The organism is Desulfovibrio piger (genome assembly GCF_012843875.1).
Lineage (GTDB): Bacteria > Desulfobacterota > Desulfovibrionia > Desulfovibrionales > Desulfovibrionaceae > Desulfovibrio.
Window position 1 is genome coordinate 1 of record NZ_JABAFY010000028.1, and the last position, 25,525, is coordinate 25,525.

Sequence of the window (25,525 nt, forward strand, 5' to 3'; positions counted from 1 at the left end):
GCGAGGGAGACTTATGTCTCATTTTCAAACCCGCGTCAAGAACTTTTTTGCCATCCGGGAAAATTTCTTTTCCCGTCATCCTTTCGGACGTGGCCGGCTCGTTGGCGCGAATGGCTTTATGCGCCTTTTCGACCCCACCGTCAAGCATTTTTCCGCAAAAAATCGAAAAAATGTTTTCGAACCGTCAAAAAGGCGCTTCCGCGTCGTGCAGCTCTGTTTTTCAACCAGCTGTTTGTGACAGTACGTCTTCCCCCAGAAAAAGTAAAGCGCTTCATGACATTTTTCATACAATATGTTTGCAGTACGGATAAATCAAATAAAAACACTATGATATGACATAAGAGCCAGCCTCCCGCAAACAACAGAAAGGCAGCCGTCACAAGCCGGACAGTACGGAAGGAGCCCCTCCAGGCAGTCCGGGACACGCCGCCGCAGTCATGAAGTCCCCTGGCTGCCACAGGCAAGCCCGCATCCTGCCGGTGTGGACAGCCGCCATGCCTGGATTGGCATATCCCTCTCATGCCCTGCCTGTGCATCCATGCTCTCGAAGCACTCCAGGACCACTGGAATATATGGATTTTTCTGACCATATCACAGTTTTCAGGAACCTCACGAAGCATATAAAAAAGGCGCCCTGCCTTGCAGCAGGGCGCCTTCATCAGTTCCTGGGGTGCAGGATTATTGCGCAGGGCTTTCATCCATATCGATGACACGGCCCTGCAGCCAGACATAGGCATCCACTTCATCGCCTTCCTGGGGATCGTAATCCCGCAGGACCATCTTGCTGGCGTAGATGGGCAGCACCATGTCCGGACGCTGGTCGAAGGGGAAGCGCACGTACAGGACCTTGATGTCCATTTTTTCCAGCTTCACGTCGTCCACGCGCTCCACCTTGGTGCGCACCTGGTATTCGGCAAAGCGGCGGCCGGGCATGATGAGCTGACGGCCGGTCATGGAGATCTTCAGGGGCGGCACGTCCAGGCGGGTCTTGCCGGGGTTCTCGGCCAGCCACTGGGCGGCCCAGGCTTCGTACTGGGGGCCCTGGGTGATGTTCACGTCATCCAGCAGGGCCTTGCGCAGGGCGATGGCCAGACCGGACAGCAGGAAGGTCTGGGTGACGCCGGGGGTCAGGTCATCCTTGTCGCGCAGATACAGGGGATCATAGAACCACATGGGGTTCTTGCCCTCGATCATGCTCACGGCCACGTTGGCACCGCCCCCCTGGCTCCAGGGATGGATGTCTTCCACGGTCAGGTCATTGGGCAGGCCTTCCAGGAAAGGCACGGCGGACAGGGGCTTGAACTTTTCCCCTTCGTCAGCCTGCATGAGCACGGCAGCACGCGACGGCTGGTCCTTGGGCCAGGCCATGAGCACATAATCCTTGCCGCTGCGCTTCCACTGCCAGGCGGGGCGGGTGCCGCCATCGTGCAGCACCGTACCCACCACCTGCGGCATGACGGCCATGGGGTTCTGGCCCAGCAGCACGGCCCAGGCATCGCCCAGGGCCTCGTCATGCTGGCGGTTCTCGCCGCGCAGCATGGCCTTCAGCTCTTCTTCCGAGGGCTGACGGGCAGCGTCGGCGCCTTCCATCTGTTCCGCCTGTTCGGCAGCGGGAGCAGCGTCCTGCACTTTTTCTTCGACCTGTTCGGCCTTGCTCTTCTTGGTCATGGCTCGTGCCTCCGATTAACGACGGTCGCCCCTGCCGCCACGGTCGCCACGGTCGCCGCGTTCACGACGGCCGCCACGATCGCCACGGTCACCACGATTGCCGCGGTCACCGCGATCGCGCTGGGGACGGGCGGTCTCTTCGGGGTTCCAGGGATGGCCCTGTTCTTCCAGCAGCACAGCCTTGCGGCTGGCGCGGATGCGGTCACCGTTGATCTCGATGACCTTGACCACCATGTCTTCGCCCAGACGGGCCACATCGCCGGGCTGTTCCACGCGGTTCACGTCCAGCTGGGAGACATGCACCAGGGCTTCCACGTTGGGCAGCACTTCGACGATGGCACCGATCTCCATGATCTTCTTGACCTTGGCGGTGTAGTTCTTGCCCAGTTCGGGACGCTGGTCATAGTAGGTGACCATCTCGCGGGCCTTTTCCAGGGCGTCGGCCGTGGGGGCGAAGATGGACACGCGGCCGGAATCTTCGATGTCCACGGAGGCGCCGGTGGCGGTGGTGATGGCCTTGATGTTCTTGCCGCCGGGGCCGATGATCAGACGGATGATGTCAGGATTGACGAAGATCTCGGCATGCTGGGGAGCGTAGCGCGACAGTTCCTTGCGCGGCTCGGGCAGGGCCTTGGCCATCTCGGCCAGGATGTGCAGGCGGCCTTCGTGGGCCTGCTGCATGGCCTGGCGCATGATGTCGGTGGTCAGGCCGGTGATCTTGATGTCCATCTGCACGCCGGTGACGCCTTCGGCGGTACCGGCGATCTTGAAGTCCATGTCGCCCAGGGCGTCTTCATCGCCCAGGATGTCGGCGAGCACGATGAACTTGTCGCCTTCCTTGATCAGGCCCATGGCCACACCGGCCACAGGGGCGCTGATGGGGATACCGGCATCCATGAGGGAGAGGCAGCCGCCACACACGGCAGCCATGGAAGAGGAGCCGTTGGATTCCACGGTCTCAGAGACCACGCGCACGGTGAAGGGAAAGTCGGCGTCGGCCGGCATGACGGGACGCAGGGACTTCTCGGCCAGGGCGCCGTGGCCGATCTCGCGACGGGAGACGCGCACGGGCTTCACTTCGCCCACGCTGAAGGGCGGGAAGTTGTAATGCAGCATGAAGCGCTTGGTCACGTCGCCGCTCAGGCTGTCCATGCGCTGTTCATCGGTGGAGGAGCCCAGGGTGGTCACCACCAGGGACTTGGTCTCACCGCGGCGGAAGATGGCAGAGCCGTGGGCGCGGGGCAGCACGCTGGTCTGGATCTGGATGGGACGCACGGTCTTGGTGTCGCGGCCGTCGATGCGCACGCCTTCGTTGACGATGCGGGCACGCACGATCTTCTTTTCCAGGTCGCCGATGATCTCGCCCACTTCCTTCAGGGCTTCGCTCTCGGCCCAGGCGGGGTCATTGAGCAGGGCTTCCATGACCTTGTCCTTGACGGCCTTGCGGGCGTCCTTGCGGGCCAGCTTTTCGGGCACGCGCAGGGCTTCTTCGATGCCGGCCTCGCGGGCCAGTTCCTGCACGCGGGCCACCAGCACCGGATCGTCCTGATGGGGGGTGAAGGGCATCTTTTCCTTGCCGGCCAGTTCGCGCAGCTTGAGCTGGGCGTCGATGAGCGGCTGGATCTCCTTGCGGCCCCATTCCAGAGCGTCGATGATGACGTCTTCGGGCACGAAGGTGGCTTCGCCTTCCACCATGGTCAGGGCATCGCGGGAAGCGGCGAACACGATGTTCAGGTCGCTGCGCTCCTGCTCTTCAAAGGTGGGGTTGAGCACGAACTGGCCGTCGATGCGGCCGATGCGGCCACCGGCCACAGGGCCTTCGAACGGCAGGGGCGAGAGCATGACGGCGGCGGAAGCGCCGGTCAGGGCCAGCACGTCGGACTCGTTCTCCTGGTCGGCGGAGATAACGCTGGCCAGCACCTGCACGTCTTCGTTCAGGCCCTTGGGGAACAGGGGACGGATGGGACGGTCGATGAGGCGGGAGACCAGGGTCTCACGCTCGGAGGGACGGCCGATCTCGCGGCGGAAGAAGCTGCCGGGGATACGGCCGGCGGCGTACATCTTTTCGGAATATTCCACGGTGAGGGGGAAGAAGCCCTTGTCGAACTCCAGAGCCTGGGAGCAGACGGTCACCAGCACCACCGTGCCGCCGCACTGCACCCAGACGGCGCCGTGGGCCTGGTTGGCCAGACGGCCGGTCTCGAAAATGATTTCCTTGCCGCCCACGGTGGCCGTGACGCGGGTAGGATTGAAGATATCCTGGTTCATGTGGACCTCGTATGAAGGGGATTCCGGCAAAAGCGGGCAACAGCGCCCTGCTGTGCGGCCCTGGGCCACGGGTGCTGCCCGGTCTTCCCGGACCCCCCTTCCTGCTAAATGTTGTCGTGAGGCGAGATTGCAAAAAGGGGGGGCTTGGCCCCCCCTCTCAAACCATCGTAATTACTTGCGCAGGCCGAGCTTGGCGATCAGCGCACGGTAACGCTGAATGTCCTTCTTCTTCAGGTAGTTCAGCAGCTTGCGGCGCTGGCCAACCAGCTTCAGCAGACCGGTGCGGGAGTGGAAGTCCTTCTTGTGCACCTTGAAGTGACCGGTCAGGCCTTCGATGCGGGCGGTCAGCAGGGCCACCTGCACTTCCGGGGAGCCGGTGTCGCCTTCGTGTTTGGCGTGAGCGTCGATAACCACTTTCTTCTGTTCAGCGTCCATAGCCACAGCAGTTCTCCTTTACGGATGTAAGTTAATTCCAGAGGCCCCTCAGCACGGTCCAGCAGGGACCCTGGGGCGTTTCGGAACGGCGGGCCAGAGCCAGGGGCATGCCCTGACGCTGCAAAAACGCCTTGTCGCCCACATCGTCGCGGCAGGGGATGGCCATGCCGTTACGGATGCGGGCCTCGGCGGCTTCGTCCAGCTCCAGCACCGGCCAGTGGGGCAGCGCCTCGGCAAGGGGGCGCAGGTGCTTCACCAGCAGGCCCGGATCGGCCGACAGTTCGTCCAGTCCGCAGGCCACTTCGAGACCGAAGGGGTGACTGTACTCCCGGGTCAGTTCCGTGAGCACGGCTCCGCATCCCAGTCGCATCCCCAAGCTGTGGGCCAGGGAGCGTATATAGGTGCCGGAACTGCATGCGACCCGAAAGCGTACAAACGGCAGCTCGACCTCGAGCACGTCCGCTTGCGAAATTTCCATGCTTTTGACCTTCTTGGGCACTTCCTTGCCCTTGCGCGCCAGCTTGTAGAGGGACTGGCCCTCGTGCTTGGCCGCGGAATAGGCGGGCACTTCCTGCTCGTGCAGGGTCAGCCAGTGGGCCACCTCGGCGCGCACATCGGCTTCGGTCACCTGCTGCCACGGGGATTCCGTCAGCACCTCGCCCTGGATGTCCCAGGTATCGGTGGTGAGGCCCAGGCGCAACTGGCCGCTGTAGACCTTGCCGCCGTCGGCCAGAAGATGCGAGGCGATCTTGGTGCCCTGCCCCAGCAGCACCAGCAGCACGCCGGAAGCCATGGGGTCCAGGGTGCCCGCGTGGCCGATCTTGCGCTGGCCCAGGCGCTTGAGCGCCGAGAGACAGCGGGCCGACGTGGGGCCGGAAGGCTTGTTGAGCACCAGGACGCCGTCCAGCTGGGGCAGCGGCGCCGGTTTGCGTGCGGCGGTGGAAGTCTGTTCGGTCATACGCAAAAAATAATGATAGCAAGCCTGCGGCATGAAGTCAAAAGCGCAGGCATATGGCGGCAGGCAATAGCCTGTTGCGGGCCAAAGGTCAAGCGATTTGTGGGGCCGCCGCGCGGCGGGGACGGCGAACTGTCCGGGAAATCTATCGACGCTGCCCGCCTTGCCGGACTTTTACGGGGATACCGCATACGGCCGCCGGACCAACCGGATGCGCGCAGGATCCTCCCACGCGACCGCTTGCCGGGCCCTGCCCCGGGCCCGACCGAAAGCCTGTACCCGCCATCCGCATTGATGTAGCATCCGGCATCCAAGCCAGTATGGGGGCAGACCATGAACAACTACAGGCAGATAGTCAGCATCGCCCTTCTCATCACGTCCGTCGTGCTCATCCTGACCGGAGGGCTGATCCTGCTCCACCTCGATTCGCGCACCGTCATGCATCTGCACAAATATTTCGGCGTGGCTTTCATGGTAGCGGCCCTGCTGCACATGGGCATCAACAGCAAGCCCCTGCGCCATTACCTGGGCATGCGCTCGCTGGTTGTCCCCCTGCTGGTGGCGGCCGTCCTGCTGGTCGCGGCCATCGCGGCCTACGACATGACCCGGCACCACGGCTACGGGAGATATGCCCGCGACACGACGTTCTTCTGCCGCTAGACCGGACATTCGCAGCAGCCATCCGGCATCCCGATACGCCGGGACAGCCCCGGCACGCTGTCTGCCTAAAAAAACGGCCCGCCGGAAAGCATCCGACGGGCCGTCCTCTCTTTTCGGAAAATCGTCTGCGGCCTAGGCTTCGGCCTCGGCCTTGAGGGCCTCGGTCTGGGCGGCGGTGGCCAGAGCCTCGAACAGGGGCTCGACTTCGCCTTCCATGATGCGGTCCAGAGAGTACAGGGTCAGGTTGATGCGGTGGTCGGTGCAGCGGCCCTGGGGGAAGTTGTAGGTACGGATGCGCTCGGAGCGGTCACCGGAGCCCACCTGGGCCTTACGGTCGGCGGAAAGTTCGTTGTTCTGGCGCTCGCGCTCGGCGGCCAGGATACGGGAGGCCAGAACCTTCATGGCGCGGGCCTTGTTCTTGTGCTGCGAACGTTCGTCCTGGCAGGTCACCACGGTACCGGTGGGGATGTGGGTGATGCGCACGGCGGACTCGGTCTTGTTGACGTGCTGGCCGCCGGCACCGGAGGCGCGGTAGATGTCGATGCGCAGGTCTTCGGGGCGGATCTCCACGTCCACTTCCTCGGCTTCGGGCATCACGGCCACGGTGGCGGCGGAAGTATGGATGCGGCCCTGGGTCTCGGTGGCGGGCACGCGCTGCACGCGGTGGGTACCGGCCTCGAACTTGAGGTGGCTGTACACGCGGTCACCGGAGATGAGGCAGATGATTTCCTTGTAGCCGCCGCTGTCGGAAGGGGATTCGCTCATGATCTCCACCTTCCAGCCCTTGATCTCGGCATAGCGGGTGTACATGCGGAAAAGGTCGGCGGCGAACAGGGCCGCTTCTTCACCGCCGGTACCGGCGCGGATTTCAAGGATGGTGTTCTTTTCGTCCAGCGGGTCCTTGGGCAGCAGCAGCACCTTGATCTTGTGCTCCAGCTCGGGCAGCTCGGCTTCGGCGGCGGCGATCTCTTCCTGCGCCATGGCCTTGATGTCCGGATCGCTGTCGTGCAGGAGCTGCTTGTTCTCTTCCAGTTCCTGCGTGAGGCTGCGATGACGGCGGAACAGCTCCACCACGTCGCGCAGGTCCGCATGCGCCTTGGTCAGCTTGCGGTACTGATCCTGGTCATTGTAGACGTCAGGCTGGGCAAGCGCCTGTTCAAGCTCCATATACTTTTTTTCAAGACCTTCCAGCTTGGCAAACATGCGAACTCCAGAAAATGTATGGCCCCGCCGGGGCGACTAGGCGTCGCGCCGGTAGGGAGCCGTGATGATATTGTCGCCCGCCTGGGCGCCCAGGGCTTCGCGCAGGGCCACCACCGCCACGTCGAGCTGGCGCTCGTCGGGCTCGGCTGTGGTCATGCGCTGCAGGGTCAGGCCGGGGGCCCGCAGCAGCGTGGCCATGAAGCCGTCGGGCATGTGGGCAGCGTAACGGATAAGCTCATAGGCCAGCGCGCTGATGGGCACCATGAGCAGCAGTTTGAACACGATGGTCAATGCCTGCTTGGCCACCGCCCCTTCCGGGCAGTAGATGAACAGCAGCAGGGGCACCAGCACCGCATGCAGGATGATGGAGATGCTGATGACGAACAGCAGGAACGTGGTGCCGCAGCGGGGATGCAGGCGGCTCATGCGGGCCGCCGTGGCGGCGTCCACGTCGCCCCCGGCTTCGAAGGCATGGATGACCTTGTGCTCCGCGCCATGGTACTGGAACACGCGCCGGATATCGGGCACGAAGGAGATAGCCCAGATATAGCCCATGAAGATCAGGCACTTGAACAGGCCGTCCCACAGATGGAAGGTGAGCCCTTCCACCCCGCCGCCCAGCTCCAGCCACTGCATGAGCAGCGACAGCAGGTGCGGCACGACCACGAACAGGCCCACGGCCATGGCCAGGGAAAGCAGCAGGGTCAGCACCAGATGCCAGCCCTTGAGCTCTTCCTCGGTGCCTTCGGCCTGATGTTCCGCGGAACGGTTGAGCGCCTTGATGCCGTTGACCAGGGTCTCGATGAGCACGGGAAAGCCGCGCACGAAAGGCTTTTTCAGCCAGGGATGCCGTGTCAGCGAGAACCAGGGCATGCGCCGGGCCACGATCTCGCCGTCGGGACGGCGCAGGGCCAGCGCGTAGGCGTCACCATTGCGCATCATGACGCCTTCCAGAACGGCCTGCCCGCCCACGGTGGGGCAGCCGGCCGTCAGCATCAGGGAAACAAGACGGGACAGGCGCATAGACTCCCTCAAAAAAACGCCAAGCCTCCGGCGGGAGCGTGAAACCAAAGATTCCAACGCCTCCGCCAGAGGTGGGATAACGTTCGCGTCCAGCAGACGCGGGGCAGCACACCGCTTGCGCGGCAGCGCCTACTTCTTTTCAAATTTGGCGTACTTCTTGCGGAAGCGGTCGATACGGCCGGCCGTATCCAGGAAGCGCTGCTTGCCGGTGAAGAAGGGATGGCAGGCGGAGCACACTTCGACGTGCACTTCTTCGCCCTTCGTGGAGAGCACCTGTTCCTGATTACCGCAAGCGCAGGTAATGGTGGCGTTGAACACCTTGGGATGGATATCTTTCTTCATGATCCTTACCTCGTATGGCAACGGCATATGCCGTCAATAGTCGTCTTCTGCGCGGCTTTTGCGCATCAGGGCCCAAATCAATAGCCCATAAACGCAGCTTTGGCAAGTCCCCTGCCCCGGCGGAAGGGCGTTTTCCCGGAGTTTTTTCCCGCTCCGGGCAAGGCCGGGCCGCCCGTCACGGCAGGGGCCCGAAGATAAGGACGTTTGCTGCGGACAGCGGACAGCAGGCAAAGGCCGTGCCCCGGCAGGCACAGCCGGGAGGGCATCCGGGGCAAGATGGCCGGCCATCCGGACGAAGATACGGGGCAGGGACCTCCACCGCCGATCCAATCACACGGGGCCACGCCGGTAATCTCCACCGAAAAACGGATACGCCCCGCCCATGTATGCGGGCCCCGGCCTGCCCCCTCCGCCCGGGGCCGGTTGCCAGCGCCGGGCCGACAGGCTACAGTGCGGCCATGTGTGCAAAAATCGCCCGCCAGCGCGCGGATCAACTGGTCTTCATGCAGGGCCTGGCCGAAAGCCGTGAACAGGCCCGCCGTCTCATCATGGCCGGCAAGGTGGCGCTCTCCTCCGAAGGACTGCCCCCCGGCGCCCCGCCCCAAAAGGTGGACAAGCCCGGGCATCCCTATCCCGAAGGCACGGTCTTCGAGCTGCTGGGGCAGGAGCGCTTCGTCAGTCGCGGCGCCTACAAGCTGCTGACCATCCTGGACAATTTCAAGCTCGACGTGAGCGGCATGGTCTGTCTTGATGCCGGTGCCTCCACCGGCGGTTTCACGGACTGTCTGCTCCAGCACGGCGCCACGCGCGTCTATGCCGTGGACGTGGGCAAGAACCAGCTGCACGAGAAGCTGCGTGCCGACGAGCGCGTCATCAATCTGGAAGGCGTCAACCTGCGCGCCGCCGCGCCCGAGCTCATCCCCGAGCCCGTGGACCTGGTGGTGGCCGACGTGTCCTTCATCTCCCTGACGCTCATCCTGCCGCCCTGCATGACCTGGCTCAAGCCCGGCGGTCTGGCCGCCGTGCTCATCAAGCCGCAGTTCGAACTGGGCCCCGGCGAGACCGTCAAGGGCGTCGTGCGCGACGAGGCCGCCCGCCAGCGCGCCGTGGACAAGATCGTCCGCTTCTGCACCGAGAACCTGCACCTGGAGAGCCGGGGCGTGCTGCCCGCCGCCATCAAGGGCCCCAAGGGCAACCAGGAATATATGGCCCTCTTCGCCCGGCCCTGACCGGAGCCGTGAGGGGGTGTTTTTTTGAGGGGAGGGGGAACCCCTCTGCTAGCGCGAGAGGGGTTCCCCCTCCCCTCAAGCTCCCCTCCTCTTCCCCAGCGCGCTTTATTAGGAAATGGGAAAAGCAGGGGCCGTCCTGTGGTATCAGGAAGACCCGACCGGTACGGATGCTAAAAAGCCCTGCCTCTGTTGGAGGCAGGGCTTTTTGTGTTCATCGGGCTGGCGGGACAAGCATTGGGGGGTGATGGCGTCCCGCTCTGCTGTCCCTAAAAGCTGTACAGGAAGGCCGGAGTCTCGCGCCCCAGCAGGGCATCGGCATCAAGGCCGAACCAGGTCTTGAGGCTCTTTTCCCACCATTCGTCTTCGCTGGGGGGCGTCAGCAGGGGCTGGTCCACGGGCACCTTGCAGACATCGGCCAGCCAGCGGTGCGCGGCCTGCTGGCCGCCCAGCTCGTCCACAAGGCCCAGCTCCACGGCTTCGCGGCCGGTGAAGATCTTGCCCGTGGCCAGACGCGCGGCGCGGGCGCGATCCATATGACGGCCCTGGGCCACGATGTCCACGAACTGCTCGTGCATGTCCTTGAGCACGCCCTGGAAATAGGCCTTTTCTTCCGCGGTGAGCGGCTCCAGCATGGAACCGGCGTCCTTGTAGGGGGCGGTGGTCAGGGTCTGGCGGCCAAGGCCCAGCTTGTCCAGCAGGCCCCGGATCTGGGGGATGTCCATACGCACGCCGATGGAGCCGGTCACGGTGGAGGCATTGGCGAAGACGCGCTTGCCCGCCATGCTGACCATCAGGCCGCCAGAGGCCGCTGTGCTGCCCATGCTGACGGCGATGGGCTTGTCCTTGCCCAGACGGGCCAGGGCCTCATACAGTTCCTGCGAGGCGGCGGCACCGCCGCCGGGGGAATCCACACGCATCAGCACGCCCTTGACGCCGGGCATGCGGCCCAGTTTGTCGATCCAGCGCAGCTGGGCGTCGATGTCCATGATGGGGCCGGTTACGCGCACCAGGGCGATGCGCTCGCTGCCCAGACCGGTGGCCTGGGAGACCATGAAGGCCGCGATGCCGCCCAGCAGCAGGATCAGCAGGCCCCAGAAGATCACGGGATGACGTTTGCGGAAAGGCACCCGGAAAAGGTGCAGCCAGGCCTTTTGCGGCACATGCGAAAGCGGGCAGGACGTGAAGCAGGAGAAGGAAGGAGCCGCCGGGGCGCCCTTGCCGTTGCGGACGCTTTTGCCGGCCGGGGCCTCGCCGTTCATGCTCAGGGGATGTTCCGTGAAGTCGTCGGCTCCGGGAGCATCCAGACGCAGCTCGGGCGCAGCCTGCCGGGTACGTTCGGGATCATTGATTTGCATGGGAGTGTTCGGGTAAAAAATGCCGGGATGGCCGTCAAAGTGCGGCCCCTGCCCCAGCGGGACAGGCTCCAAGGACACGCCGCCCGCGACGCACCGGAACGTGCCGTGCGGCAGGCGGGGAATGCGTCCCGACCCTAAGCCCATCCAACAGGAAAAACAAGGAGCCATCATGGAGACATTGTTCGTGGCCACGCGCAGCCGCTGCGAAATGCGCGACATCACCGCCCAGGTCCGGGAACTGGTGGCCCGCGGCCGCCAGCAGGGCCGCCGCAACGGTGCCCTGCTGCTTTTCTCGCCGCACACCACCTGCGGCCTGACCATCAACGAAGGGGCGGACCCCGACGTCCGCCGCGACATGGTGCGCTTTTTCAGCGCCATGGTGCCGCAGGACGCTGATTTCGACCATGCCGAAGGCAACAGCGACGCCCACATCAAGACCACCCTGCACGGTCCCAGCCTGATGCTCATCGTGGAGGACGGCCAGCTGCAGCTGGGCCGCTGGCAGTCCATCTATCTGTGCGAAGGCGACGGCCCCCGGCAGCGCACGCTCTGGGCCCAGTGGCTCCCCGGCGAGGACAGCACGCGCCCATGAGCATGCCGCACGACATTTCCCTGATCCTGACCCTCACCGGAGGTCTGGGGGCAGCCCTCGTCCTGGGCTTCGTGACCCAGAAGCTCCGTTTGTCGCCCCTGGTAGGCTACCTGCTGGCGGGCATCCTGGTGGGGCCGCATTCGCCGGGCTTCGTGGCCGATGCGGGGCTGGCCTCGCAACTGGCCGAGATCGGCATCATCCTGCTCATGTTCGGCGTGGGCCTGCATTTCCATCTCAAGGATCTGCTGGCCGTACGCGGCATCGCTCTGGGCGGGGCCGCAGTGCAGATCACGCTCACGACACTGTCCTGCATGTTCCTGCTCCAGTTCTGGGGCTTTTCCCTCTGGGCGGGCGCGGTCTTCGGCATGTCGGTCTCCGTGGCCAGCACGGTGGTGCTCACCCGCGTCCTGGCCGACAACCATGTGCTGCATACCCCTACCGGCCATGTGGCCCTGGGCTGGCTGGTGGTGGAGGATCTGTTCACCATCCTGCTGCTGGTGCTCCTGCCCGTTGTCCTGGGCGCCGGAGAAGGCAATATCTGGTGGATACTGGGCAAGACCCTGCTCAAGCTGGGCGCGCTCACGGTCTTCACCCTCGTGGCCGGGCAGCGCCTGATCCCCGCCCTGCTGGGCTATGTGGCGCGTACGGGCACCCGCGACCTGTTCACGCTGGCGGTCATCGTACTGGCATTGGGCATCGCCGTGGGGTCGGCCCTGTTCTTCGACGCTTCCATGGCCTTCGGGGCCTTCCTGGCGGGCATGGTGGTGGGCCAGTCCGATTTCAGCGCCCGCGCCACCGCCGAGGCCCTGCCCCTGCGTGATGCTTTCGCGGTGCTGTTCTTCGTATCCGTGGGCATGCTCTTCGACCCCGCCGCCCTGCTGGAACAATGGCCCCTTTTCCTGCTGGCCCTGGGCGTCATCGTGCTGCTCAAGCCCCTGCTGGCCTTCCTGGTCTGCCTCGCGGCCCGCAAGCCGCTGCGTCTGGCCGTTTCCGTAGGCCTTTCGCTGGGGCAGATAGGCGAGTTCACCTTCATCCTCATAGCCATGGGGGTCAGCTTCGGCTTGTTCGACAGCAGCATCAGCAACGCCGTCATCCCGGCGGCCCTGCTCTCCATCACGCTCAATCCGCTGCTCTTCCGGCGCGCCCAGGCCCTGGCCCGCCTGCTGGCACACCTGGGCCTGGGCGCCCGTCTGCCCCGCATGGAGCACGGACAGACCGATGCCGACGGGCTGCCGCGTGTGGTGGTCGTGGGCTTTGGCCCCGTGGGCCGCAGCCTGTGCCGTATCGTCCGGGCGCACGGCATGCTGCCGGTGGTGGTGGAAGCCAATATCGACACGGTCCGTCGCCTGCGCGGGCTGGGGCGTCCGGCCGTCCACGGCGACGCCACCCAGGCCGAAGTGCTGCGCGAGGCCGGTCTGGCACAGGCGCAGGCCCTGCTGCTTTCGGCCCCGGCCATCCCGGCCAGGGAAGTGGTGCCCATCGCCCGTGCCATCAACCCGGATCTGCGCATCTTCGTCAACACGCCCTTTGCCAGCGAGGCCGACAGCCTGCGCAGCATGGGCGTAGAGGGCGCCTTCAGCGGCGAACGCGAGGTGGCCCTGAGCATGTCCCGTTTCCTGCTGGACGATCTGGGTGTGGGACGTACCGGCCTGGAAGCGGAACTGGAACGTGTACGCGAAGTCTTCGCCGAGAGCCCCTCGACGCAAAAAAGCTGATCGACGCCGGGCCGTCTTGACCGCGGCCCGGCAAAGGATGCCTCATGCGGTCTTTGTCCGATCCTTTTCCCCGCATCATCCTGCATCTGGACATGGATGCCTTCTTTGCCTCCGTGGAGCAGATGGATCACCCGGAGTGGCGCGGCAAGCCTGTCATCATCGGCGGCGAGACGCGCGGGGTGGTCTCCACCGCGTCCTATGAGGCGCGGCGCTTCGGCGTGCATTCGGCCATGCCCATGACCACGGCCCGGCGGCTGTGCCCGCAGGCCATCTTCGTGCGCGGCAACCGCCGGCGTTATGTGGAGATATCCGGCCGCATCATGGCCGCCCTGCAGGACTTTTCCCCGCTGGTGGAACCGGCCAGCATCGACGAGGCCTATCTGGACGCCACCGGGCTGGAGCGTCTGTTCGGCCCGGTGGAGCAGCTCATCCCGGCCATCAAGGCCCGGGTGCGCGAGGTCACCGGCGGCCTGACCTGTTCCGTGGGCGCGGCGCCGGTCAAATTCCTGGCCAAGATCTGTTCGGACATCAACAAGCCCGACGGCATCTACATCCTGCGCCCGGACGACGTGGACAGCTTTCTGGGCGGGCTGGACGTACGCCGTCTGCCCGGCGTGGGCAGGCGCATGGTGGCCGAGCTGGAGGCCCTGGGCATCCGCCGCGTGGAGCAGCTGCGCCGCTACGGCCCGGAGCTTCTGGAACAGCGTTTCGGCAAATGGGGACGGGAGCTGCACGCCCGGGCCCGGGGCATCGATCCCCGGCCGGTGGTGCCCGAACACGAGGCCAAGAGCGAGAGCGCCGAGACCACCTTTGCCCGCGACACCCGCGACCGGGAATTCCTCAAGACCATGCTCCTCGGTCATGCCGAGCGCGTGGGGGCCTCGCTGCGCCGTCACGGCCTGCGCGGCCGTACCGTGACCCTCAAGGTCAAATTCGCGGATTTCCGTCAGATCACCCGATCCCGCACCCTGCCCGAAGCCACGGACAGCACCGAGACCCTCTACGAGACCGGTACCGCCCTGCTGGAAGCCGAAGCCCTGCCCCAGCCGGTGCGGCTCATCGGCCTGGGCGTGTCCGGTTTCGGCAACGCCCCCACCCAGGAGCTGCTGCCCGGCGTGTTCCGCGGCGTCCGGGGCCGCGACCCCGAGCAGGAGGCCCGGCGCCGCCGTCTGGACGCCGCCCTGGACAACCTGCGGGGCAAATTCGGCAAACAGGCCGTCCAGCGCGGCCGCCTCTTCCGCCCACGCGATGATGGCGAGGATGATTAAGATGATGTTTTGAGGCGAGGGGTTCCCCCTCCCCTTCCCCAGCGCGCTTTACCAGACAGGCCGCCCCTGACGAGACGGCCTGTCATGCGTCGTTCTCTGGGGCATTCCTATAAGACGCAGAGTGCCTGCAGGATCTCACAGCGGCCCAGAATCCAGTAACTGTTGCTCCACGCATATGGACTGTCTGGCCCCTGTGCACTGCGATCCTTGCCGCCTACAGGCTGTCGTCCCGTGTATTGAGCGCGCCGCTTGGGCGGCGTGCGCCGAAGGCGCTGTGCTGCCCCGCCTACGGCGCGCCGTCACAGCACTGGGGACCAAGGCGGGGCACGGGGGTGCAGGGGGCCTGGGGGCGCCGAGCCCCCGGCCCCTTGCCGCCCGCCGCGCAGGCGACCCGCCCCTTCCCCCACAAAAACAAAAAAGGCCGGAAGAAGGAGAATTCTTCCGGCCGGGCCGCCCCCCAAGGCAGCCCCGCACTGCCTGCCCGCCTGTGCGTCGGGCGCAGGTAGTCGGCTGTGGAGAAATATGGTGTGCGCTGTCAGACCATCTCCGCAAAAAGATGCCCGGCAGGGCGCAATGGCTAAAATTCAAAGCGTTCCAGTTCCGGCACGGAAAGATCGGCATGGAACAGGGCCGAATCCCCGGCATCGGGCCGCAGCAGCAGGCGCAGGCACAGGGAGACCATCAGGCAGGCCACCCCGGCCGGGGCCGTGGCGATGACGCCTTCGTGGCGGGCACTGCCCGCTTCCTCGCTGGTCAGCCCGGAAGCGTAGAGTTCCCGCAGATGCAGGCGCCCGGAACGGGCCGCGCGTGCGAAGCCCTCGGCCCGCAGCACGGAGCCGTGCACGAACGGCACCCCCGCCGCGGCGGAACGTTCTTCCAATAGCATTTTCAGCGCAAGGTCGTCCAGACAATCCAGGGCCACATCCACATCTTGCAGCATGTCCGGCAAATTTTTTTCATCCGCTTCCGCATGCCGCACATCCAGGGCCAGATAGCCTGCCATGTCGCACAAACCGCGCGCCGTGGCCACGGCCTTGGGCTGGCCCAGCGTGCTTTCCGTGCAGAAATACTGACGATTGAGGTTGCTCTCCTCAAAGATGTCGCTGTCGCACAGGCGCAGGCCCCCCACGCCCAGCCGCGCCAGCAGGGAGGCCACATGCCCGCCCAGACCGCCGCAGCCCAGCACGAAGACACGAGTTTGCAACAGATGAACCATTGCATCAGCGGAAAAAACACCGTAGTTTCTACGGAAGCGTTCCGGCCAGATGCCGTCTTGCAGGAGCGCGACCATCACCTCCCGTTCGGGAAGGACGGCCCCTGCGGCCAGCTGCCGGATGGCAGTGCCGCCGACGAAGGGCGTACCGTCCGCAGCCCGGCGCAGCACATGCGGCCCGGCCCATGAGGCCAGCGAGCCGTCGTGCAGGAACGCGCCGAGGCGCTCCCGTATCCTGGACGCAGTCCAGGGCGGGAACGCCGCGGAACATGCCCCTTCCCCAGGGGATGGCGATGTGATGGGTGTCATGATCAACGGGCGTCTAACCTCCTCCGACAGCAGGAAAAAAGGCCACACGAGCACCGTCGCATATCTTGCTCTGGACCTCTTTTTGACGCCCGTTGATCATGACGATTTTTATCTCTTCCAGCGGCAGTCCCACCATCCTTGCCACATCGGCAGCCGTGGCGTCTTCGGGCGCATCAAGCGTTATCCCCGCTTCTGGGTCATATCCCGGTACATAGTCCCGCAGGGTCGTGCTCAGTTTGACGAGTATGCTCATGCTGCCTCCGATGATGGCGTCCGCCGGTCAAGAAAAAGTGTGACGATCCGGGCCCGCCCCAAAGGCGGGCCCGGTCTCAGTCTATGCTACTTCTTGATCCAGTTGAAGACCGTCTTCAGCTCTTCGTGCGAGATGTCGAAGGTCGTGTTGTGCGGGGCCACGGGCTCGTCCACGAAGAAATCGGGCAGGTGGTCGGCGGATTCGGTGATGCCGGCACGACGGTTAAAGTCGATTTCGGTGGAGAGGATGCGCTGGCCCAGGGTGACCACGTCGTCACCGGTCAGCTGCCAGCCGTACTTGGCGTTGAGCATGTCCACGATGGCGGCCAGGGCATCCGGGATGTCCAGGATGGCGAAGGCGGTGAACAGGCACAGGCCCACGGAGTCCACGGAGGCCGTGGCGATCTGCAGGTTGCGGGACAGTTCGATCTGGCCTTCGGGCTTCAACGGATCGACCTTGCCGCCGCAGCTCAGGATGTTGGCGGTCACGGCGTAACCGGCGGTGTGGTCGGCGCCCATGGGGGTGGTGGCGTAGGTCACGCCCACGCCCTTGACGGCGCGAGGATCGTACGCGGGCAGGCTCTGGCCCTTGACGCAGGGCACGCGGCGCACGCCGAACACGCGGCCGGTGGTGGCGGTACCGCAGCCGATGATGCGGCCCAGGGGGGTACCGTCGCTGATGCCCTGCATGGCGGCCTTCACGGCCTCGGCATCACCGTAGGGGATGCCGCCGCCGGCCATGGCGACGCCCACGGCCACGCCCACGTCGATGGTGTCCACACCGATGTCGTCGCACATGTAGTCGAAGCGGCTCACGGCGTCGATGTCGCTGATGCCGCTGTGGGGACCGAAGGACCACAGGGTCTCGTATTCAGGCCACTTGCTCTGGAACTTGCCCTGCTTGTCGGGGAACAGGCCGGAGCAGCGGATGATGCAGCCGCTCATGCAGCCGTGGGCCACGGCACCTTCGCCGCCGCGTTCCTTGGTCAGGCGGTTCATGGTCTCGCCGGACACGCCTTCGTGCTTGTCGAACTGGCCCACGGTGAAGTTGGCGGTGGGCAGACCGCCGGCTTCGTGCAGGATGTTCACCAGCACGCCGGTGCCGTATTCGGCCAGGCCCTTGCCGGTGATGGGATGCTCGGTCAGAGCCTTGGCGAAGCGCTTGGAAGCTTCGCGGAAGGCCTTTTCATCCGCCAGAGGATGGTTCTTGCCGCCCTCGGGGTTGATGATGATGGCCTTGAGGCCCTTGGAACCCATGACGGCGCCCACGCCGCCGCGGCCGGCGTGACGCATGGGACGCAGCTCGCGGTCGGTGAAAGCGATACTGGCGGCGGTCAGCTTGAACTCACCGGCGCGGCCGATGGTCACATAGCTGCACTTGTCGCCGTAGGTCTCCACCAGTTTGGCGACGGCGTCGAAGTTGTTGAGGCCGGCCACGGTGGAGGGCACCAGCTTGGCGGAGTCCTTGCTCAGTTCCAGCTGCCACCATTCGCCTTCGGTGGCCATGTCTTCAACGATGATGGCCATGATGCCCAGCTTGGCCAGATGGCCGCCGGGCTGACCGCCGGAGTTGGATTCCTTGATGCCTTCGGTGAGGGGGCTCTTGCAGCCCACAGAAATACGGTTGCCGTTGGGGCTGTTGGTGGCGCCCAGCAGGCCGGGAGCGAACACCAGCTTGTTGTGGGGGCCCAGCGGCGTACAGATGGGGTTGACTTCGCGCGCCACGATGGTGGAGGTCAGGGCACGACCGCCCAGACCGGCGTATTCTTCGGGGATATCTTCAAACACACAGGTCTTGGCGGCCATGTTGACCCGCAGGAAACGGAACATGAAACTCTCCTTTGATTGATGCGAAACAAGGCAGTTCAGCAGTACATCCATCCAGTTTGACCCACCTTAGTCCCGCAAAAAAAAATTGGTCAAGAAAACGGAAAAACAGACACGCTTCCGGCCCTGCCCCTCCCCAAAACGGACACGCTTCCGGCAGGGATGCGGCCTTGAAGCGCTGATTCTTAAAAAAATTTCATAAAACACGACAAAAAACACGCTTTTGCCCGGCAATATCCAAGTCTGGAGCAAAAGCGTGTTTTTGGTTGAGAGTCAGGACGGAAAAACTGCCTTCCCCTCATGCAGACTAACCATCTGGCAGCCCTCGAAAAGACCGTTGGCGACAGAAAAACGAAACACGCCTTTCCTCGAAAAAACAGGGAAAAGCGTGTTTCGTTTCAGCAGCCCTGACCGTTGTCTTTGACCGGGAACAAAGCTGTCATAACCAGCAAAAAAGGCTGTTAAAAAAGCAGCACATAATTTTTTAGTCAACTGCAAAACAGAGCATAATACAGCATGATATTTAAAAAAGACTCTTAGAAAAGATGTATGGGGACAGATCTTAAAATCCATCCCCATACAGGAGCTCTTTTCCACAGAAAAGATTACCGTGGTTGCGCTCCCAACTGCCCTCTGCTAAAGAGCAAATAAAAAGTATCCTCTTATTCTATATACTGTCAAGGATATTCCTATGCAGGTACGTGACGACGTTATCCTCGGACTGGACATAGGCGTGGGCTCTCTGGGCTGGGCCCTGCTGGAAGAAGACCTTCAAACAGGCGAACAGCGCCTGCTGCAACGGCAGACCCCGCAGGGAGAGACAACCTATGCCCTGGGGGTGCGGCTGTTCCATGTTCCCGAAAACCCCAAGACCAAGGAGCTGCTGAACGTAAAGCGGCGCACGGCCCGCATGCAGCGCCGGACGACGGCGCGGCGGGCCCAAAGGATGCGGCGTGTCCGTGCCCTGCTGGACAGCCTGGGAGTGCCCGGCGTCCGGGATGCCGATGCGTTCCATCTGGGCAAAGGGCGGGGCGCGCAATGCGATCCCTGGCAATTGCGCCGCGAGGGGCTGGAGCGACGGCTGGAGGCCCGGGAATGGGCCGTGGTGCTGTTGCATATCGCCAAGCATCGCGGTTTCCGTTCCAACAGCAAGACTGACCGCAGCGGCAGTGACAAGGAGATGGGCCAGGTATTGCAGGCAGTCTCGAATCTGCAGCAGGAAGTGGAGGCCAGCGGCCTGACCGTCGGTGCCCTGCTGGCCTCGCGGGAGCGACGTCGCAACCGGGCCGACCATACCGGCGCACCGCGTTATGACCTGTGCATGCTGCGCAGCTTGCAGGAAAACGAGGTGGATATCCTGTTCACACGCCAGCGGGAGCTTGGCAACCCTCTGGCCGGAGAGGAGGTCCGGTGCCGTTATGCGGAGTTGGCCTTCGCGCAGCGGCCGCTGGCTCCCGTCAGCCATATGGTGGGGCCGTGCGCCTTTCTGGAAGGGGAGCGCCGGGCCCCGCGCTTCGCCCCCACGGCCGAACTGTTCCGTTATGTCCAGGCGCTGTGCAATATGCGCCTGCGACAGGAAACAGGGGAAGAGACGCCCCTGAGCGAGGAACAGCGGCAGGCGGCGTGCGCCGTTTTCGGCAGCGTGCAGTCCGTCACCTACAAAAAATTGCGGCAGGTACTGCGCCTGCCTGCCGGTTGCCGTTTTGCGGGCCTTTCCTACGGTGTGACGGAAAAGGGCAACGTCCAGGATCCCGAAAAAGCGGACGTGGTCATGCGTACCGGCAAGTGTTGCCAGGGCACGGCCTGCCTGAGGGGCATCCTTGGCGATGCATATGAAGCCCTGCATGAACAGCGTCTGGACGAGGCCGACGCCGCCCGGCTGGCCGCCACGGGCGCCCTGTCCGCCCCGGCGGCGGCCCTGCTGGCGCGGGGCATGGCGGGGCTGCGCCTGACGGACGCCCTTGTCCGCATCGTGTCCGAGCTCAACGACCTGAGCCAGATACGGGCGCTCCTGGCCCTGCTGCCGCTGCCGGCGCCCCGGATCGCGGCCCTGTCACAGGCCGCCGGGGAAGGGAAACTGGGCTTTTTCCAGGGCACGGCACGTCTGAGCCTGCGGGCCATGGAAGCCATCCTGCCGCATATGCTGGCTTGCGGCGAATATGCCGCCGCCTGCGAGCTGGCCGGGTTCGACCCGCGCGCGGCACAAAAGACCGACGTGACGGACATCCGCAATCCGGTGGTCCTGCGGGTCTTCCGCGAGGTGCGCCGCCAGTTCTCCGCCATCTGCCGCGAGTTCGGCTTCCTGCCCGGCCGGGTGCATGTGGAGCTGCTGCGTGAGGTAGGCAAGAGCGGCGAGGAACGCAACCGCATCTCGCGGGGCCTGGAACGGCGCACCAAGGAAAAGGAGGCCGCCCGCAAAGCCGTGGCCCAATTACTGGGCAAGAGCCCGGAGGCGGTCAGCGCCGGTGAAGTGCAGCGCTATGAACTGTGGAGGCAGCAGGACGGGAAGTGCGCCTATTACATGCTGTGGCGCCATGCGGGCGGCGAGCGTGCCTACGGCAACGCCATGCCGCAAGGCAGCATCCCCCCGGCATGGCTGGCCGACGGCGTCAATGCCGTGCAGGTGGACCACATCCTGCCGCGCAGCCGTACCTTCGACAACAGTTTCCACAACCTCTGCCTGTGCTGTCACGCGGCCAACCAGGCCAAGGGCGGCAGGACACCGTGGGAATGGCTGGGCGCCGCACAGCCGCAGGCCTGGCACGACTTTGAGCAATGGGTCCAGAGCCTGCCGCTCAAGGGCCTGAAAAAGCGTAACTACCTGCTGCGCGACCTGAACGCCGAGGTACAGGGGCGCTTCCATGCCCGCAACCTGACGGATTCCGGTTATGTGGCCCGCCTGACCCTGCGCTGGCTGGAGGAGGAGTACGCCCGCCATGACGTGCCCATGCAGGACGCGGACGGCAGGACGCGGCGGCGTTTCTTCGCACGGCCGGGGCAGGTGACGGACTTTTTACGCCGCCACTGGGGCGTGCAGGCCCTGAAAAAGATCGACGGCCAGCGCTCCGGCGACCGGCATCACGCCCTGGACGCCCTGCTGGTGGCCGCGTGCAGCGAAGGGATGCTGCAACGCATGGTGCGGGCTTTCCAGCGGGAGGAGAACGGCCCCGAACGCCTGCACATCCCCTGCCCGTGGCAGGATTTCAGCGCCACGGTGGGGCGGGCCCTGGGCTCGGTCTTCGTCTCGCGCGTGGAACGCGGCCGCACCAAGGGCCCCCTGCACGAGGAGACCCTGCGCGCCATCCGCGAGGAACGGCAACCCGACGGGGAGACGCGGCGCGTGCTGTACGAGCGCAAGGCCGTGGCCAGGCTGACGGTGGCCGACCTGGACAGGATCAAGGACGCCGCCCGCTGCCCGGACGTGGTGGCGGCCCTGCGCCGCTGGCTGGATGCGGGCAAGCCCGGGGATGCCCTGCCCCGCTCGGCACATGGCGACATCATCCGGCATGTGCGCGTGCGCGCCGGAGAGTTCAGCAGCGGCGTAATCTTGCAGCGGGGCTCCGGACAGGCCCAGGCCAAAAACGGTGGCATAGTACGTACGGACATCTACAGCCGTGACGGCAAGTTCTACATGGTGCCCGTCTACGCCAAGGACGTGGCGGACAAACGCCTGCCCCTGCGGGCCTGCGTCGCGCACAAGGATGAAAAGGACTGGCTCGAACTGACGGAGGACTATCACTTCCTTTTTTCCCTGACACCGGATTGCTATGTGCTGACGGAGAACCGCAAGGGCGAGGTGAAGGAAGGCTATTTTGAGGGTCCAGATAGAGGTTCCGCCAATATCAGCTTAAGCCTTGCTCATGATAAGAAAAATACTATTCGAGGAATCGGCATCCAAAATCTGAAGCGCTTTGAAAAATACCGGGTGGACCGTTTCGGCCGCCTGTCCCTGGTCCGCCGCGAGGCCGATCCCCGGGGCCGGTCATGAGCTGGCGGGGCCTGTGCATCAGCAGCCCGGCCCGGCTGGACCTGCGGGCCGGACGCCTGCTGCTGCGCCGGGAAGGGGAGGAGGACGTGTCCCTGCCGCTGGAAGACCTGGGCTTTGTGGTCATCGACACGCCCCAGGTCCGCCTGAGCGCGGCCCTGCTCTCGGCCTGCGCGGAACAGGGCTGCCTGCTGCTGACCGTGGATGCCCGGCACATGCCCTGCGCGGCCGTGCTGCCGCTGGCGCCCTACTACCGGCAACTGTCCACCCTGCAGGCCCAGGTCGCACTGGGAGAAGTACGCAAAAAACGGCTGTGGCAGGCCTGCGTGCGGGCCAAGATCGGCAATCAGGCGGCCTGCCTGCGCCTGCTGGGCCGTGACGGCGCGGAACGGGTGGCGGCCCTGCGGACAAAAGTGGGCAGCGGCGACCCGGACAATGTGGAAGCCGTGGCCGCCCGCCTGTACTGGAGCCGCCTGTTCCGCCACTTCCGGCGTGACCCGGACGCCGAGGACAGGTGCAACAGCCTGCTGAACTATGCCTATGCCCTGCTGCGGGCCTGTGTGGCACGGGAACTGGCGGCACGGGGCTTTGCCCCGGCGCTGGGCATCCATCACAGGGGCCCGTACAATGCCTTCAATCTGGCCGACGACCTTATGGAAGCCTGGCGACCTTTCGCGGACCTGCTGGTGGCGCGCCATCTGGAGGCGGGCCCGGCCGGGGACGACGCGGAACTGGCTCCGGCGGACAAGGCCGCGTTGCTGGGCCTGCTGCACGGGCAGGTGGACTGGGAAGGGGGCCGCTGCCTGCTGCCCCAGGCCGTGGGCCGTCAGGTGGAGGCCGTGCGTGCCTATTATGCCGAAAAAGGGCCGCTGCCGCCCTTTCCCCAGCTTGGGGAATAAGGGGGGAGCATGCCTGCGGAAGAGGTGCGATACATGCGTTTGCTGGTCTTTTTCGATCTGCCGGTCAAAACAAAGGATGACCAGCGGGAGGCCAACCGCTTCCGCAACTTTTTGCTGCGGGACGGCTATGACCGGGTGCAGCTCTCGGTCTATGCCCGCGTTTGCCGGGGCCCGGAAAATGTGGAGACCCATATCCGGCGGCTGCAAAAGAACCTGCCGCCGCACGGCTGTGTGCGCCTGCTGCAGGTGACGGAAAAACAGTACGGCCGCATGAGATTGCTGGTGGGGGACATGCCGGTCATGGAAAAGGAGGCGGCCACGCAATTGCTGCTTTTCTAAAAAGTGCTGCCATACAACGCCCCATACGGAAAAACCTTGTGCTCTTACCGGAAAAAAACACTGTTTTCTCCAGTAAAAACACAAGGTTTTCCATTTTCCAGATTAGCAGAGGGAAATTGGGAGGGCAACCACGGCGCTGGGGAGCTGTTCCCCCGTCTGTGTGTAAGATTAGCAGAGGGAAATTGGGAGGGCAACCACGGCCTGCCTCTGTCATTTCCGCGGAATCTGCCCAGATTAGCAGAGGGAAATTGGGAGGGCAACCACGGCCCATCATGTCTGTGATGGCGGGCATTTTGGAGATTAGCAGAGGGAAATTGGGAGGGCAACCACGGCGGACCAGCTCATGGCCCGCATGCACGCCGCAGATTAGCAGAGGGAAATTGGGAGGGCAACCACGGCTGAGAGGGATGGACGGCAGTTGCCGCCAGAAGATTAGCAGAGGGAAATTGGGAGGGCAACCACGGCACGCCAGACGCCTACAGCCGCGCACAGACCCGTATGAGCGTTTTTTGGCGGGGAGGATGGGGGCACGGGGGAAGGAGGGGGCCCTTTTTTCCGCAAGAAAAAGGGTCCCCTCCTTCCCCCGTCTTCCCCCTGCCCCGACCCTCTAGCCTTCCAGGCTCCAGCCCTGGCCCAGTTTGAGCTGTTCCCCGCCCAGGGCCTGCATGAGCGCGGGATCATGGGTGGAACAGACGATGGCCGCGCCTTCGGCCCGGCACCGGGCCACGGCGGCGGCGATGGCGCGGGCGCTGCGCACGTCCACGTTGGAGGTGGGCTCGTCCAGCAGCAGGGCGCGCGGACGCAGCACCAGGCGCGAGGCCAGGGCCACGCGCTGGCGTTCCCCGCCGGAAAGGGCGTTGGGCCCGCGGCGGCGCATGGCATCGGGATCATCGAAGCCCACCTGCCGCATGGCGGCCTGATAGGCGTCCTCCAGACCGTCCCGACGGCCGCGCAGCTTCAGGCCCAGCACCACGTTCTCGAACACGGTGGTCTTGAGCAGATAGGGTTCCTGGAGCAGCAGGCTCACCTCGCGGCGCGGGTCCTCGCCGCCATGATAGATGATGCGGCCCTCGTCGGGCTCTTCCAGAAAGGCCAGCAGGCGCAGCAGGGTGGACTTGCCGCTGCCGTTGTAGCCCACCAGGGTCAGCACCTGGCCGCTGTGGATACGCAGCTCGTCCACGCCCAGGGCGGGCAGGTCCAGCGCGGTCACGCGGCCGTAACGGCACACCAGGCCGCGGACTTCGTACAAAAGGCTCATATGCGCCCCCGGTGCTTGATGAAGGTCATGAGCACGTTGATGGCAAAGGCCATGAACAGCAGCACCAGGCCCAGCGCGATGCCCTGGGCGAACTCGCCCTTGCTGGTCTCCAGGGCGATGGCCGTGGTCATGGTGCGGGTATGATAGCGCACGTTGCCGCCCAGCATCATGGCGATGCCCACCTCGGTGATGACGCGGCCGAAGGCGGTCAGGCAGACCATGGCGATGGCGAAGCGCACTTCGCACAGGCTCAGCCAGGCCAGTTGCAGGGGCCGGGCGCCCAGGGTCAGCAGGGTCTGGCGGCAGCGGGGGTCAAGGCCCTCCACGGCCTGGGCCACCCACGAGACCACGATGGGCAGGGCCAGCAGGGTCTGGCCGATGGCCATGCCCGGCAGAGTGAAGAGCAGGCCCCATTCGCCCAGCGGGCCGCGATAGGTGATGAAGGCATAGACCAGCAGGCCGATGAGCACGGTGGGGAAGGCCAGCAGGGTGTCGGAGATGAGGCGCAAAAACTTTTTGCCGGGAAAATCACAATAGCCCAGGGCAAAGCCCATGGGCAGGCCCATGAGCAGCGATGCCGCCATGGCGTAGGACGTGGACACCAGCGTGGCCGTGATGGCCGAGAAGGTGGCGTCGTCCATATTGGCCAGCAGGGCGAAGGCCGCCCAGAAGCCGTTGACCAGATAGTCCATAGATCACCAGGAATGTGACGGAGGGAATCCGTGGAGGG

At 64.7% G+C, this 25,525-nt stretch carries 23 protein-coding genes and 1 CRISPR repeat array; of the genes, 9 read left to right on the plus strand and 14 right to left on the minus strand.

Going from position 1 to position 25,525, the window contains the following annotated elements:
• The coding region (locus tag HF854_RS08040) for a hypothetical protein (RefSeq protein WP_205906069.1) at positions 1–238 on the plus strand (238 nt) is incomplete at its 5' end.
• A gap of 440 nt (positions 239–678) precedes the next feature.
• Here the strand turns inward: HF854_RS08040 and HF854_RS08045 are convergent.
• The 4 genes from HF854_RS08045 to truB form a co-directional block, all read right to left on the minus strand.
• The gene (locus tag HF854_RS08045) at positions 679–1,668 is read right to left on the minus strand and encodes a hypothetical protein (RefSeq protein ID WP_168935828.1); all 990 of its coding nucleotides are present in this window, start codon (positions 1,666–1,668) and stop codon (positions 679–681) included.
• 15 nt (positions 1,669–1,683) lie between these two features.
• On the minus strand, positions 1,684–3,936 hold the full coding sequence (gene pnp, locus HF854_RS08050; RefSeq protein ID WP_168935829.1) for a polyribonucleotide nucleotidyltransferase: 2,253 nt from the start codon (positions 3,934–3,936) through the stop codon (positions 1,684–1,686).
• A gap of 171 nt (positions 3,937–4,107) precedes the next feature.
• Positions 4,108–4,377: a 30S ribosomal protein S15 gene (gene rpsO / locus HF854_RS08055; RefSeq protein ID WP_040369636.1), complete on the minus strand. Its 270-nt coding sequence runs from the start codon at positions 4,375–4,377 to the stop codon at positions 4,108–4,110.
• A gap of 25 nt (positions 4,378–4,402) precedes the next feature.
• Positions 4,403–5,329 (minus strand): tRNA pseudouridine(55) synthase TruB, encoded by a 927-nt coding sequence (gene truB, locus HF854_RS08060; protein ID WP_168935830.1) that lies wholly within the window; start codon positions 5,327–5,329, stop codon positions 4,403–4,405.
• A gap of 330 nt (positions 5,330–5,659) precedes the next feature.
• Between truB and HF854_RS08065 the strand changes: the two genes are divergently transcribed.
• On the plus strand, positions 5,660–5,986 hold the full coding sequence (locus HF854_RS08065; protein WP_168935831.1) for a hypothetical protein: 327 nt from the start codon (positions 5,660–5,662) through the stop codon (positions 5,984–5,986).
• Between the two features lie 132 nt (positions 5,987–6,118).
• On the opposite strand, the gene prfA is transcribed toward HF854_RS08065, so the two are convergent.
• The 3 genes from prfA to rpmE all read right to left on the minus strand — a co-directional run bounded on the left by prfA (position 6,119) and on the right by rpmE (position 8,554).
• Positions 6,119–7,189 carry a peptide chain release factor 1 gene (gene prfA / locus HF854_RS08070; protein ID WP_168935832.1) on the minus strand — a complete coding sequence of 357 codons (1,071 nt, stop codon included), beginning with the start codon at positions 7,187–7,189 and terminating at the stop codon, positions 6,119–6,121.
• A 36-nt stretch (positions 7,190–7,225) separates the two neighbouring features.
• On the minus strand, positions 7,226–8,212 hold the full coding sequence (locus HF854_RS08075; protein ID WP_240937697.1) for a DUF1385 domain-containing protein: 987 nt from the start codon (positions 8,210–8,212) through the stop codon (positions 7,226–7,228).
• Between the two features lie 129 nt (positions 8,213–8,341).
• Complete coding sequence (rpmE, locus tag HF854_RS08080) at positions 8,342–8,554, minus strand: 50S ribosomal protein L31 (protein ID WP_040369638.1); 213 nt, start codon at positions 8,552–8,554, stop codon at positions 8,342–8,344.
• A 458-nt stretch (positions 8,555–9,012) separates the two neighbouring features.
• Between rpmE and HF854_RS08085 the strand changes: the two genes are divergently transcribed.
• The gene (locus HF854_RS08085) at positions 9,013–9,783 is read left to right on the plus strand and encodes a TlyA family RNA methyltransferase (protein WP_168935833.1); all 771 of its coding nucleotides are present in this window, start codon (positions 9,013–9,015) and stop codon (positions 9,781–9,783) included.
• Positions 9,784–10,049: 266 nt separating this feature from the next.
• Here the strand turns inward: HF854_RS08085 and sppA are convergent, their stop codons facing one another.
• Positions 10,050–11,138, minus strand: coding sequence for a signal peptide peptidase SppA (gene sppA, locus HF854_RS08090; RefSeq protein ID WP_168935834.1), 1,089 nt, complete (start codon positions 11,136–11,138; stop codon positions 10,050–10,052).
• 169 nt (positions 11,139–11,307) lie between these two features.
• Here sppA and HF854_RS08095 point away from each other — a divergent pair, with 169 nt between their 5' ends.
• Genes HF854_RS08095 through HF854_RS08105 form a run of 3 tightly spaced genes read left to right on the plus strand, consistent with a single transcriptional unit; the run spans position 11,308 to position 14,713 of the window.
• Positions 11,308–11,730 (plus strand): secondary thiamine-phosphate synthase enzyme YjbQ, encoded by a 423-nt coding sequence (locus HF854_RS08095; RefSeq protein WP_168935835.1) that lies wholly within the window; start codon positions 11,308–11,310, stop codon positions 11,728–11,730.
• On the plus strand, positions 11,727–13,445 hold the full coding sequence (locus HF854_RS08100) for a cation:proton antiporter (protein ID WP_205906070.1): 1,719 nt from the start codon (positions 11,727–11,729) through the stop codon (positions 13,443–13,445). Before HF854_RS08095 ends, HF854_RS08100 begins: the two co-directional genes overlap by 4 nt.
• Positions 13,446–13,489: 44 nt before the next feature.
• A complete protein-coding gene (locus HF854_RS08105) occupies positions 13,490–14,713 on the plus strand; it encodes a DNA polymerase IV (RefSeq protein WP_205906071.1) in 1,224 nt (407 codons plus the stop codon).
• A gap of 577 nt (positions 14,714–15,290) precedes the next feature.
• On the opposite strand, the gene HF854_RS08110 is transcribed toward HF854_RS08105, so the two are convergent.
• The 4 genes from HF854_RS08110 to HF854_RS08125 all read right to left on the minus strand — a co-directional run bounded on the left by HF854_RS08110 (position 15,291) and on the right by HF854_RS08125 (position 18,893).
• Complete coding sequence (locus tag HF854_RS08110; RefSeq protein WP_168935836.1) at positions 15,291–16,097, minus strand: ThiF family adenylyltransferase; 807 nt, start codon at positions 16,095–16,097, stop codon at positions 15,291–15,293.
• A 151-nt stretch (positions 16,098–16,248) separates the two neighbouring features.
• Positions 16,249–16,488, minus strand: a complete 240-nt coding sequence (locus HF854_RS08115; protein WP_006006681.1) for a MoaD/ThiS family protein — start codon at positions 16,486–16,488, stop codon at positions 16,249–16,251.
• Positions 16,489–16,574: 86 nt separating this feature from the next.
• Positions 16,575–18,317 carry an aldehyde ferredoxin oxidoreductase C-terminal domain-containing protein gene (locus tag HF854_RS08120; RefSeq protein WP_168935837.1) on the minus strand — a complete coding sequence of 581 codons (1,743 nt, stop codon included), beginning with the start codon at positions 18,315–18,317 and terminating at the stop codon, positions 16,575–16,577.
• Between the two features lie 270 nt (positions 18,318–18,587).
• Complete coding sequence (locus tag HF854_RS08125; protein ID WP_168935838.1) at positions 18,588–18,893, minus strand: hypothetical protein; 306 nt, start codon at positions 18,891–18,893, stop codon at positions 18,588–18,590.
• A 112-nt stretch (positions 18,894–19,005) separates the two neighbouring features.
• On the opposite strand from HF854_RS08125, the gene cas9 reads away from it, so the two are divergent.
• The 3 genes from cas9 to cas2 are packed head-to-tail and all read left to right on the plus strand — an operon-like array spanning position 19,006 to position 23,537.
• Positions 19,006–22,302, plus strand: coding sequence for a type II CRISPR RNA-guided endonuclease Cas9 (gene cas9, locus HF854_RS08130; protein WP_168935839.1), 3,297 nt, complete (start codon positions 19,006–19,008; stop codon positions 22,300–22,302).
• Positions 22,299–23,198 carry a type II CRISPR-associated endonuclease Cas1 gene (cas1, locus tag HF854_RS08135; protein ID WP_168935840.1) on the plus strand — a complete coding sequence of 300 codons (900 nt, stop codon included), beginning with the start codon at positions 22,299–22,301 and terminating at the stop codon, positions 23,196–23,198. The genes cas9 and cas1 overlap by 4 nt, the downstream gene beginning before the upstream one ends.
• Positions 23,199–23,207: 9 nt before the next feature.
• Complete coding sequence (gene cas2, locus HF854_RS08140; RefSeq protein ID WP_204626565.1) at positions 23,208–23,537, plus strand: CRISPR-associated endonuclease Cas2; 330 nt, start codon at positions 23,208–23,210, stop codon at positions 23,535–23,537.
• A gap of 99 nt (positions 23,538–23,636) precedes the next feature.
• Positions 23,637–24,002: a CRISPR direct-repeat array (repeat unit 36 nt; unit sequence AGATTAGCAGAGGGAAATTGGGAGGGCAACCACGGC).
• Positions 24,003–24,144: 142 nt separating this feature from the next.
• Here the strand turns inward: cas2 and HF854_RS08145 are convergent.
• Both HF854_RS08145 and HF854_RS08150 read right to left on the minus strand, forming a co-directional pair.
• On the minus strand, positions 24,145–24,795 hold the full coding sequence (locus HF854_RS08145; RefSeq protein WP_168935841.1) for an ATP-binding cassette domain-containing protein: 651 nt from the start codon (positions 24,793–24,795) through the stop codon (positions 24,145–24,147).
• A complete protein-coding gene (locus HF854_RS08150; protein WP_006006694.1) occupies positions 24,792–25,487 on the minus strand; it encodes an ABC transporter permease in 696 nt (231 codons plus the stop codon). Before HF854_RS08150 ends, HF854_RS08145 begins: the two co-directional genes overlap by 4 nt.
• Positions 25,488–25,525: the final 38 nt, after the last annotated feature.